The organism is Pseudomonas sp. FW305-7 (genome assembly GCF_058786735.1).
Genome location: NZ_JBYSZA010000020.1, coordinates 120,992 through 132,531 on the forward strand (window position 1 = coordinate 120,992; position 11,540 = coordinate 132,531).

Annotated in this window: 9 protein-coding genes; 8 read left to right on the forward strand and 1 reads right to left on the reverse strand. The window is 61.1% G+C overall.

Annotated features, from left to right (window positions below):
* Entirely contained in the window at positions 1 to 702 is a 702-nt protein-coding gene (locus AC3WMT_RS22095) for a response regulator (RefSeq protein ID WP_103305035.1), read from the reverse strand.
* A 277-nt stretch (positions 703 to 979) separates the two neighbouring features.
* Between AC3WMT_RS22095 and AC3WMT_RS22100 the strand changes: the two genes are divergently transcribed.
* The 8 genes from AC3WMT_RS22100 (at position 980) to AC3WMT_RS22135 (ending at position 11,458) form a co-directional block, all read left to right on the forward strand.
* Entirely contained in the window at positions 980 to 2,137 is a 1,158-nt protein-coding gene (locus AC3WMT_RS22100; protein WP_103305036.1) for an efflux RND transporter periplasmic adaptor subunit, read from the forward strand.
* 15 nt (positions 2,138 to 2,152) lie between these two features.
* Positions 2,153 to 5,251 carry a multidrug efflux RND transporter permease subunit gene (locus AC3WMT_RS22105; protein ID WP_103305037.1) on the forward strand — a complete coding sequence of 1,033 codons (3,099 nt, stop codon included), beginning with the start codon at positions 2,153 to 2,155 and terminating at the stop codon, positions 5,249 to 5,251.
* Positions 5,252 to 5,384: 133 nt separating this feature from the next.
* Positions 5,385 to 6,026, forward strand: coding sequence for a DUF1345 domain-containing protein (locus AC3WMT_RS22110; RefSeq protein WP_103305038.1), 642 nt, complete (start codon positions 5,385 to 5,387; stop codon positions 6,024 to 6,026).
* A gap of 153 nt (positions 6,027 to 6,179) precedes the next feature.
* Positions 6,180 to 7,205 carry a LacI family DNA-binding transcriptional regulator gene (locus AC3WMT_RS22115; protein ID WP_103305039.1) on the forward strand — a complete coding sequence of 342 codons (1,026 nt, stop codon included), beginning with the start codon at positions 6,180 to 6,182 and terminating at the stop codon, positions 7,203 to 7,205.
* A gap of 107 nt (positions 7,206 to 7,312) precedes the next feature.
* Positions 7,313 to 8,095: a sugar phosphate isomerase/epimerase family protein gene (locus AC3WMT_RS22120; protein WP_103305040.1), complete on the forward strand. Its 783-nt coding sequence runs from the start codon at positions 7,313 to 7,315 to the stop codon at positions 8,093 to 8,095.
* Positions 8,088 to 9,110, forward strand: a complete 1,023-nt coding sequence (locus tag AC3WMT_RS22125) for a sugar kinase (protein ID WP_103305041.1) — start codon at positions 8,088 to 8,090, stop codon at positions 9,108 to 9,110. The genes AC3WMT_RS22120 and AC3WMT_RS22125 overlap by 8 nt, the downstream gene beginning before the upstream one ends.
* A 58-nt stretch (positions 9,111 to 9,168) precedes the next feature.
* Positions 9,169 to 10,467 (forward strand): MFS transporter, encoded by a 1,299-nt coding sequence (locus tag AC3WMT_RS22130; RefSeq protein ID WP_103305042.1) that lies wholly within the window; start codon positions 9,169 to 9,171, stop codon positions 10,465 to 10,467.
* A 13-nt stretch (positions 10,468 to 10,480) separates the two neighbouring features.
* A complete protein-coding gene (locus AC3WMT_RS22135; protein WP_103305043.1) occupies positions 10,481 to 11,458 on the forward strand; it encodes a 2-hydroxyacid dehydrogenase in 978 nt (325 codons plus the stop codon).
* The last annotated feature ends 82 nt before the right edge of the window (positions 11,459 to 11,540 follow it).

The following is an 11,540-nucleotide window of genomic DNA, read 5'->3' on the forward strand; positions in this document are numbered from 1 at the left end:
TCAGCATTCCCATTCGGAGCGGCTGAACAGGTAGCCCTTGCCCCACACCGTCTTGATCTTGCGAGCTTCGCCAGCGTGGTCGTCGAACTTGCGCCGCAGCTTGGAAATCGCCACGTCCACCGAACGGTCGGTGCCGTTGAATTCGATGCCGCGCAGGCGTTGCAGAATCTGGTCGCGGCTGAGCACTTCGCCGGCGTGTCGTGCCAGCACCACCAATAAGTTGTACTCACCGCTGGACAGTTCGACCGGCTGATCACGCCAGGTCACGGTACGTTCGGACAGGTCGATGCACAGATTGCCCATGACGATACGGTCATTGACCGTCAACGGTTCGCCGAGGCTGCTGCGGCGCAACAGGGTGCGCACCCGGGCCAGCAGCACGCGCGGCTCGCAGGGTTTGGTGACGTAATCATCGGCGCCCATTTCCAGGCCCAGCACCTGATCGTGGCTGTCATCACGGGCGGTGAGCATCAGGATCGGCAGCGTCGCTGAGTCGGCACGCAGCAAGCGGCAGACTTGCAGCCCGTCGAGGCCGGGCAGCATCAAGTCGAGGATCACCAGATCCGGTGGACTGACCCGCGCCCGTTCACGCACATGGTCGCCACGGCCGATGACGCTGACGGAATAACCGTTGCGCTCCAGGTAGCTGGAAATCAGTTCGGCGAGGGCGGTGTCGTCTTCGACCAAGAGGATGTTGGGCATGGGTGATCCAGAAAGTGCTGTGGCGACGGGTCGGGCCTCATCGCAGGCAAGCCCGCCCTCACAGAGACTTTGATGTGAACACCACCAATCACTGTGGGAGCGGGCTTGCCCGCGATAGCGATTTATCTGTCGCAATAAATTTCAAGGGCTTAAGGATATACGCCCTCGCCCTTCCCTGAGTAAAACCCTTACACAATTTCACACAGCGCCTACAAAGCTTCACCGCTACTCTCGGCGACTGCCCGTAGGATGCGGGCATCAATATTGGGGGTAGTAAATGTCGAACAAACTGCTGGCCGGGCTCGGCCTGATTGCCATGGCGCTGACGCTGAGCGCCTGTGACTCTTCTTCGAACGCCGAAGAGCAGGCACCGCCAGCCACTGTGCGCACCGAGACCATCGAAGCCCGCCCCCTGTCGATCAGCAGTGAACTCAGCGGCCGCATCGCCGCGCCGCGCATCGCCGAAGTGCGCGCCCGGGTTGCCGGTGTGGTGTTGCAACGCACCTATCGCGAAGGCAGCGACGTAAAAAAGGGCGACGTGCTGTTTCGCATCGACCCGGCACCGTTCAAGGCTGACCTGGACAGCGCCGAAGCGGCGTTGCGCAAGGCCGAAGCCAATGCGTTCCAGGCAAAGTTGCAAGAGCAGCGCTACGCCCAGTTGATCGACGACAAGGCCATCAGCGCTCAGGACTACGACAACGCCCGCGCCAATGCCCGGCAAACGGCGGCCGATGTCGCCGCCAACAAGGCCGCCGTGGAGCGGGCGAAGCTGAATCTGGGTTACGCCACCGTCACTGCGCCGATTTCCGGGCGCATCGGTCGCGCGCTGGTCACCGAAGGTGCGCTGGTCGGGCAGAACGAAACCACGCCGCTGGCGCTGATTCAGCAACTCAACCCGATTCACGCTGACCTCACCCAGTCGACCCGCGAACTCAATGAACTGCGCCGCGCCTTCCGTTCCGGGCAGTTGCAGGAAGTCGGGCAGGATCAGGTCAAGGCCACGCTGATTCAGGATGACGGCAGCCTCTATCCGTTGCCGGGCAAACTGTTGTTCAGCGACATCACCGTCGACCCGGGCACCGGCCAGATCATTCTGCGCAGCGAATTCCCCAACCCGGATCTCGACCTGTTGCCCGGCAGCTTCATCCGTGTGCGTCTGGAACAGGCCACGATTGCGCACGGGATCACCGTGCCGCAACGCGCCGTGCAACGAGACAGCGCCGGCGTCGCCCAGGTGCTGACTGTCGACGAGCAAATGCGCGTTGCCGAGCAGCCGGTGCAACTGGGCGCGGTACAGAACAATCGCTGGATCGTCACCGGCGGCCTGAAACCGGGCGACCGCATTGTCATTGAAGGCCTGCAACACGCCCGCCCCGGCGAGAAAGTCCAGATTGACGACACCCCTCTTCCACTTGCCCAGACCTCTGGTCAGTAAGCAGGACGCTTTTATATGCCGCAGTTCTTTATCGACCGCCCGGTGTTTGCCTGGGTGGTCGCGCTGTTCATCCTCTTGGCCGGTGCGCTGGCCATCCCGCAATTGCCGGTGGCGCAGTACCCCGATGTCGCACCGCCACAAATCGAAATTTATGCCGTGTACCCCGGCGCTTCAGCGCAGACCGTCGATGAAAGCGTGGTCAGCCTGATCGAGGAAGAACTCAACGGCGCCGATCACCTGTTGTATTTCGAATCGCAAAGCAGCCTGGGCAGCGCCACGATCAAAGCCACGTTCCAGCCGGGCACCAACCCGGAACTGGCGCAGGTCGATGTGCAAAACCGCCTCAAGGTGGTCGAGTCGCGTCTGCCACAAGCGGTGAATCAGCAGGGTTTGCAGGTAGAAAAGGTTTCCTCCGGCTTCCTTTTGCTGATCAGCCTGACGTCCAGTGACGGCAAGCTCGACGACGTCGCGCTCAGTGATTATCTGGCGCGCAACGTGATGAACGAGATCAAGCGTCTCGACGGTGTCGGCAAGGCGCAGTTGTATGGTGCCGAACGGGCCATGCGCATCTGGATCGACCCGCAGAAACTCATCGGCTTCAACCTGACCCCGGCTGACGTCAACGCCGCCATCGTCGCGCAGAATGCGCAGGTTTCGGCCGGCAGCATCGGCGACTTGCCGAACCCGTCCAGCCAGGAAATCACCGCGACCATTCTGGTCAAAGGCCAGTTGTCGACACCGGAAGAGTTCGCCGACATTGTGCTCAAGGCCAACCCCGACGGCTCTACCGTGCGCGTCAGCGATGTGGCGCGGGTCGAGATCGGCAGCCAGGAATATCAGTTCGGCACCCGCCTCAACGGCAAACCGTCCACCGCTGTTGGTGTGCAGTTGTCGCCGGGCGCCAACGCGCTGAGCACCGCGACACTGGTGCGGGCGAAGATGGACGAACTGTCGCGCTACTTCCCGGCCGGCGTGGAGTACAAGATTCCCTACGACACTTCGCCCTTCGTGAAGGTCTCGATCACCAAAGTGGTTTACACCTTGGGCGAGGCGATGTTGCTGGTGTTTGCGGTGATGTTCCTGTTCCTGCAAAACGTGCGCTACACGCTGATCCCGACTCTGGTGGTGCCGGTGGCGCTGATGGGTACTTTCGCGACCATGCTGGCACTGGGTTTCTCGATCAACGTGCTGACCATGTTCGGCATGGTGCTGGCCATCGGTATTCTGGTGGACGACGCGATTGTCGTGGTGGAGAACGTCGAGCGGATCATGGCCACCGAAGGCCTGTCACCCAAGGAAGCCACGCGCAAGGCGATGACGCAGATCACCGGTGCGATCATCGGCATTACGCTGGTGCTGGTGGCGGTGTTCATTCCGATGGCCTTCATGCAGGGTTCGGTCGGGGTGATCTACCAGCAGTTCTCGCTGTCCATGGCGACGTCGATTCTGTTCTCGGCCTTCCTCGCCCTGACCTTGACTCCAGCGTTGTGCGCAACGCTGCTCAAGCCGATCGGCAAAGGTGAGCATCACGAGAAATCCGGATTCTTCGGCTGGTTCAACCGCCGCTTCGAACAACTGACCAATCGCTATCAGGGCTGGGTCGGTTACGCGCTGAAACGCACCGGGCGCTATCTGCTGATTTACGTCGTGTTGCTGGTCGGCCTGGGCCTGTGCTTTGCGCGTCTGCCCTCCTCGTTCCTGCCGGTGGAAGATCAGGGTTACACCATCACCGATATTCAGCTGCCGCCGGGCGCGACCAAGAATCGTACGGTGGCCGTGGCTGAACAGCTTGAGGCACATAACGCCAGCGAGCCGGGAATCAGCGACAGTGTGGTGATTCTCGGTTTCAGCTTCTCTGGCAGTGGGCAGAACGCAGCGTTGGCATTTTCGACGCTGAAGGATTGGTCGCAGCGCGGCAGCGATGATTCCGCCAGCTCGATTGCCGACCGCGCCAATATCGCACTGAGCGAGATAAAGGACGCCATGGCCTTCTCGGTGCTGCCGCCGCCCGTGGACGGCCTCGGCACGTCGAGCGGTTTCGAGTTCCGTTTGCAGGATCGCGGCGGCCTCGGTCACGCGACGTTGATGCAGGCACGCACGGAATTGCTCGCGGCCGCCGAGAAAAGCCCGGTGCTGATGAATGTCCGCGAAAGCGCACTGGCCGAAGCGCCGCAGGTGCAACTGGAAGTGGACCGCAAACAGGCCAATGCCTTGGGTGTGTCGTTTGCCGAGATCGGCAATGTGCTGTCCACCGCTGTGGGCTCGGCGTACATCAACGACTTCCCCAATCAGGGCCGGATGCAGCGTGTGGTGGTGCAGGCTGAAGGCGATCAGCGCAGTCAGGTCGATGACTTGCTGAAAATGCACGTGCGCAACAACGCCGGAAAAATGGTGCCGCTGTCGGCATTCGTCCAGGCCAAATGGATTCAGGGCCCGGCGCAATTGACCCGTTACAACGGTTATCCGGCGATTGCGATCTCCGGCGAGCCAACGCCGGGCCATAGCACCGGCGAGGCCATGGCCGAGATTGAACGTCTGGTCGCCCAAGGCCCGAAAGGTCTCGGGCAGGAATGGACGGGCCTGTCGTTGCAGGAGCGTTTGTCCGGCAGCCAGGCGCCGATATTGCTCGGCCTGTCGCTGCTGATCGTGTTCCTGTGTCTGGCCGCGTTGTACGAGAGCTGGTCGATTCCGACTTCGGTGTTGCTGGTGGTGCCGCTGGGTGTGCTCGGTGCGGTGCTGGCGGTGACGCTACGCGGGATGCCCAACGATGTGTTCTTCAAGGTCGGGTTGATTACCATCATTGGTCTGTCGGCGAAGAACGCGATCCTGATCATCGAATTCGCCAAGAGTCTGTATGACGAAGGCCACGACCTGATCGACGCCACGCTGCAAGCGGCACGCCTGCGTTTGCGGCCGATCGTGATGACTTCGCTGGCGTTCATCCTCGGTGTGGTGCCGTTGGCCATCGCCACCGGCGCCAGTTCGGCGAGCCAGCAGGCCATCGGCACCGGGGTTATCGGCGGGATGATCACCGCGACGCTGGCGGTGATCTTCGTGCCGGTGTTCTTCGTCGTGGTCATGAAACTCGTAAAACGCTTCACCAAGCACCACTAACCCCTGTGGGAGCTGGCTTGCCAGCGATAGCGATGGGTCAGCCAACATCAATGTTGACTGTGCCGCCGTCATCGCTGGCAAGCCAGCTCCCACATGGCTAAGGTGTCTGAACCATCCTGGCCCTCGAGTCCCCATGCGCTTCCTCGCCCGCACCCATCCTCGCCTTTCCGCCGCTGCCCTGCTCGGCCTTGCCACAGGTCTTCTGGCCCCCGCCGACTCCATCGTCAGCAAAATCCTCATCGGCTGGAACGCAGGCGTCTGGACTTACCTGATCCTGATGCTCTGGCTTACTGCGCGTTCCAAGGCACCGGACGTCAAACGCATCGCCGAAGTCGAAGATGAAAACGCCGGTCTGGTGTTGTTCGTGGTGTGCATCGCCGCGCTGGCCAGTCTCGCCACCATCACCTTCGAACTCGCCGGCAGCAAGGATCTGGAAGCCTCTAGCAAACTGCTGCACTACGGTTTCACCGCACTGACCGTGATCGGCTCATGGTTATTGATCGGGGTGATCTTTTGCGTGCATTACGCCCGCCTGTATTACACATGGGATGGCAAGGAACCCGCGTTGCGTTTTTCCGAAGGCCTGACCACGCCCAACTACTGGGACTTCCTGTATTTCTCGTTCACCATCGGCGTTGCGGTGCAAACGGCCGATGTCGGCGTGGCAACGCGGGACATGCGCAAAATCGTGTTGGCACAATCGTTGATCGGCTTCGTGTTCAACACGGCCATTCTGGGTTTTTCAATCAATATCGCGGCCGGCTTGTTCGGCTGACGAGCGCCTGATCCCGTTGCCGCCCGTCGGCACTTGTGTCGAGCGGAACGATCATTCACTTGACGAAAGATTTGATTCTGGTGTTTCCTGAAACCGGTTTCAGTCACATGTAACGACTGACGCCCTATAAATCCAATAACAAGGTTTCACACCGTGAACGACTTTTCCGCCGCCCAGCGCAGCCGCGTGACCATGCTCGATGTCGCCGAACGCGCCGGTGTTTCCAAGGCCAGCGTCTCGCGTTTCATCGGCGATGACCGCGCCCTGCTCTCCGATGCCATTGCCTTGCGCATCGAGCAGGCGATTGCCGAACTGGGCTATCGCCCAAACCAGATGGCCCGCGGCCTCAAACGCGGGCGTACTCGCTTGATCGGCATGCTGGTGGCCGACATCCGTAACCCTTATTCGATTGCCGTGATGCACGGGGTGGAAACCGCCTGCCGTGCGCACGGCTACAGCCTGGTGGTGTGCAACACCGACCGCGATGACGAGCAAGAGCGTCAGCATCTGGCCCTCCTGCGCTCGTACAACATCGAAGGCCTGATCGTGAATACCCTCGGCCATCACCGTGACGAATTGCATGAATTGCACCGCGAGATGCCGCTGGTACTGGTGGATCGCAAGGTCGACGGGCTCGACAGCGACATTGTCGGACTGAACAACCCGCAGGCCGTGGCAATGGCCCTCGCCCATCTTGAGCAGCGTGGCTATCGCGATGTGCTGCTGGTCACCGAACCGTTTGACGGCACCAGCTCGCGGATCGAGCGGGTCAGCAGTTTTCAGACGCAGGTTGCGCAGCGTTCCGGGTTGACCGGGGCGGTGCTGGAAACGGGCGACGATCTGGCCATTCACCTGCAAACTTTTTTAAACACTCCAGGGCCGGGGCCGAAAGCGCTGTTTTGCGCCAACGGTGTGGCGGCGCTGGCCGCGACTCATGCCTTGCGCAAGATCGGCTCGCAGTTGTTTGAGGATATCGGGTTGATTGCCCTGGATGACCTGGACTGGTATCCGTTGGTGGGCAGCGGGATTACGGCGCTGGCCCAGCCGACGCAAGAGATTGGCGCGCGGGCGTTCGAGTGTTTGCTCAGGCGACTGCGGGGAGATGATGAGGCGGCGCGGGTGCTGGATTTTGCGCCGGTGCTGGTTGAGCGTGGCTCGACGCTCGGGAATTTTCGGTGATTGATCGAGCGCCATTGCTGGTAAGCCAGCGATGAGGCCCAAAAGAACACCATAGAAACATCTAAAAATTTGAATAAAAATGAAACCGGTTTCAGAGGTAAACAACAATGAATAAACCTGCCGTTTCCATCAGCCTGTCCAGCTACGGCGCCGAGCTTGTGCGCCAGCGCGGGCAAGACTTTTTTATCGATGTGCTCGCCGCTGCCGGCGCCGATCGCATTGAATGGCGCGAAGAACTTCTAACCCGGGAAAACCCCGCGCAATTGAGCGAAGCCACCGCCGCGCTGGGCCTGCAAAGCATCTATTCGTCGCCGACCGAACTGTGGCTCGCCGGCCAGTCACGCGCTAATCCCGAACTGATCACCGCCCTGCAACACGCCGAGGCGTTCGGTTCAAAGTGGCTGAAAGTCTCGCTCGGCTATTTCACCGATAACTCTGATCTGTCAGCCCTGAAACAACTGCTCGACAGCAGCCCGGTGCAACTGCTGGTGGAAAACGACCAGACCTTGCACGGCGGCCGCATCGAACCGTTCCAGCGCTTCTTCACGGCGGTGGAACAGCACAGCCTGCCGATCAAGATGACGTTCGACATCGGCAACTGGCAGTGGCAGGACCAGTCCGCCGCCAACGCCGCCCGCCTGCTCGGTCGCCATGTCGGCTACGTGCACTGCAAGGCTGTGGCCCGGCGTGCCGACGGCAAATTGGTGGCGGTGCCGCCGGAAGTCAGCGACCTGCATCTGTGGGAACAACTGCTGCGGCACATGGCCCAAGGCGTTATGCGTGCGGCCGAGTATCCGTTGCAAGGTGATGATCTGGTCGCGTTGACCCGCGAACACGTCGCCACCCTCGCCCGTCTCGGCCAATCCCGTCTGGAGCCTGCCCATGTCTAAGATCGATATTCTGTCGTTTGGCGAAACCATGGCGATGCTGGTGGCCGAGCAATGCGGTGATCTGGCGCGGGTCGAGCAATTCCACAAGCGCATTGCCGGTGCCGACAGCAACGTGGCGATCGGCCTTTCACGCCTGGGTTTCGATGTCGCGTGGCTGAGCCGAGTGGGTAACGATTCGCTAGGCCGTTTTGTCGTCGACACCTTGACCCGCGAAGGGCTGGATTGCTGGCACGTCGAGGTCGACAACCAGCATCCGACCGGTTTCCAGTTCAAATCCCGCACCGACGATGGCAGCGATCCGCAGGTCGAGTATTTCCGCCGCGGTTCGGCGGCCAGTCATCTGTCGCCGCAGTCGATCAATGAAAGCCTGCTGAGCGCCCGGCATTTGCACGCCACCGGGATTCCGCCAGCGCTGTCGGCCTCGGCGCGGGAGATGTCGCTGGAGCTGATGACGCGCATGCGCCATGCCGGACGCAGCGTGTCGTTCGACCCTAATCTGCGCCCGAGCCTGTGGGCCAGCGAGCGCGAAATGATCAGCGAGATCAACCGTCTCGCCGCCCTCGCCCACTGGGTCTTGCCGGGCTTGAGTGAAGGTCGTTTGCTCACGGGTTTCGAAGACCCGGCGGACATCGCCGCGTTCTATCTCGATCAGGGCGCCGAAGCGGTGGCGATCAAGCTTGGGCCGCAGGGCGCCTATTACCGCACGCAACTGGATCAGGGCTTTGTCGCCGGCGTGCCGGTAGCCCATGTCGTCGATACGGTGGGCGCGGGTGACGGCTTTGCGGTGGGGATGATCAGTGCCCTGCTGGAACAGCAGAGTTTTGCCGAGGCGGTGCAACGGGCGAACTGGATTGGCAGTCGGGCGGTGCAGAGTCGCGGGGATATGGAGGGGTTGCCGACCCGATCCGAACTCGTTGCTGAATTTGAACACGCCATCGCTGGCAAGCCAGCTCCCACATTGACCGTGGTGCAGACAAAACCTGTGGGAGCTGGCTTGCCAGCGATGAGGCCCTGACAGACCAACGCTTTATTGAACCTGCTGCGACAAAAACAACAAGCTCAGGAGCAACACCATGACAACTGCAACCCTCGCCGCCCGCCGCTGGTGGTACATCATGCCGATCGTGTTCATCACCTACAGCCTGGCGTATCTCGATCGCGCCAACTACGGCTTCGCCGCCGCATCGGGCATGGCCGCCGACCTGATGATCACGCCGGGGCTGTCCTCATTGCTCGGTGCGCTGTTCTTCCTCGGCTACTTTTTCTTCCAGGTGCCGGGCGCGATCTACGCGCAAAAACACAGCGTGAAGAAGCTGATTTTCGTCAGCCTGATCCTCTGGGGTGGCCTGGCCACATTGACTGGCGTGGTCTCCAACGCCTATTGGCTGATCGTCATCCGCTTCATGCTCGGCGTGGTCGAAGCGGCGGTGATGCCGGCGATGCTGGTCTACCTGTGTCACTGGTTCACCCGTGCCGAACGCTCGCGGGCCAACACCTTTCTGATCCTCGGCAACCCGGTGACCATGCTGTGGATGTCGGTGGTTTCGGGTTATCTGGTGCAGCATTTCAGCTGGCGCTGGATGTTCATCATCGAAGGTCTGCCGGCGGTGCTTTGGGCGTTTATCTGGTGGAAACTCGCCGATGATCGTCCGGCCCAGGCCAAGTGGCTCAGCGAGCAGGAAAAGCACGATCTGGAAAGTGCCCTCGCCGCCGAACAGGTGGGCATCAAAGCAGTGAAGAACTACGCCGAGGCGTTTCGTTCGCCGAAGGTGATCATTCTGGCGTTGCAGTTTTTCTGCTGGAGCATCGGCGTTTACGGCTTCGTGTTGTGGCTGCCGTCGATTCTCAAGGCCGGCGCGCAAATGGACATGATCGAGGCCGGCTGGCTGTCGGCATTGCCCTATCTGGCGGCGGTGATCGGCATGCTCCTGGTCTCGTGGGGCTCGGACAAACTGCAAAAGCGCAAACGCTTTGTCTGGCCGCCGCTGTTGATTGCCTCGATTGCCTTTTACGGCTCCTACGCGCTCGGTGCCGAGCATTTCTGGTGGTCGTACACGCTGCTGGTGATCGCCGGCGCCTGCATGTATGCGCCTTACGGGCCGTTCTTCGCCATCGTTCCGGAGATCCTCCCGGCCAACGTCGCCGGTGGCGCGATGGCGCTGATCAACAGCATGGGTGCGCTCGGCTCGTTCGGCGGCTCGTATCTGGTCGGTTATCTGAACAGCTCCACCGGATCGCCGGGTGCTTCGTACCTGCTGATGAGCGGCGCGCTGCTGCTGTCGGTGGTGCTGACAATTTTCCTCAAGCCCGGCGCCAGTGATCGCGTCGTGGCCAAAGCCGTTGCCACGCGTGCCGTGCCGGCGCATTCCTGAAGAGACTTTTGCCATGAAAAAACACGTCGTGCTGTACAAGAAACTCTCGCCCGCGCTGATGGCGCGGCTGCAAGCACAGTTTGATGTAACGCTGATCGACAGCCTCGACGCCCAAGGCCTGATGCAACTGCGCGATGCCCTGCCCCGCGCCCACGGCTTGCTCGGTGCCAGCCTGAAACTCGACGCCGCGTTGCTCGATCTGGCGCCGCAGCTGGAAGCGATTGCCAGCGTCTCGGTGGGCGTCGATAACTACAACATCGACTATCTGACCCGGCGCAAGATCCTCCTGACCAACACCCCCGACGTGCTCACCGAAACCACTGCCGACACCGGTTTCGCCTTGATTCTGGCCACGGCCCGGCGTGTGGTGGAATTGGCCAACATGGTGCGCAGCGGTCAATGGCAGCGCAATATCGGCCCGGCCCATTTCGGCACTGATGTGCATGGCAAGACACTGGGCATCATCGGCATGGGCCGGATTGGCGAGGCGTTGGCCCAGCGCGGACATTTCGGTTTCGGCATGCCGGTGCTATATCACAGCCAGTCGCGCAAACTGGCGGTCGAAGAGCGGTTTGCTGCGCAGTACCGCAGCCTTGAGGAGCTGTTGCAGCAAGCCGATTTCATCTGTCTGACCTTGCCGCTGACCGCACAGACCGAAAGCTTGATCGGCGCTGAGCAGTTTGCGCTGATGCGCCCGGAGAGCATTTTCATCAACATCTCGCGGGGCAAGGTGGTGGATGAGGCGGCACTGATCGACGCGCTGAGCCAGCAACGGATTCGTGCGGCTGGGCTGGATGTGTTCGAACGTGAGCCGTTGAATCATGACTCGCCGTTGTTGCAGTTCGACAATGTGGTGGCGACGCCGCATATGGGCTCGGCGACCCATGAAACGCGGGAGGCGATGGCGCGCTGTGCGGTGGAGAATCTGCTGGTGGCTTTAGCTGGCGATAAACCTGCGAATCTAGTGAATCCATTGGCCTGGCAGGGCTGAGATCTGCATGGCCTGAGCTGGCCTCATCGCTGGCAAGCCAGCTCCCACAGATTCTTCAGTGTTCATCAAAACCCTGTGGGAG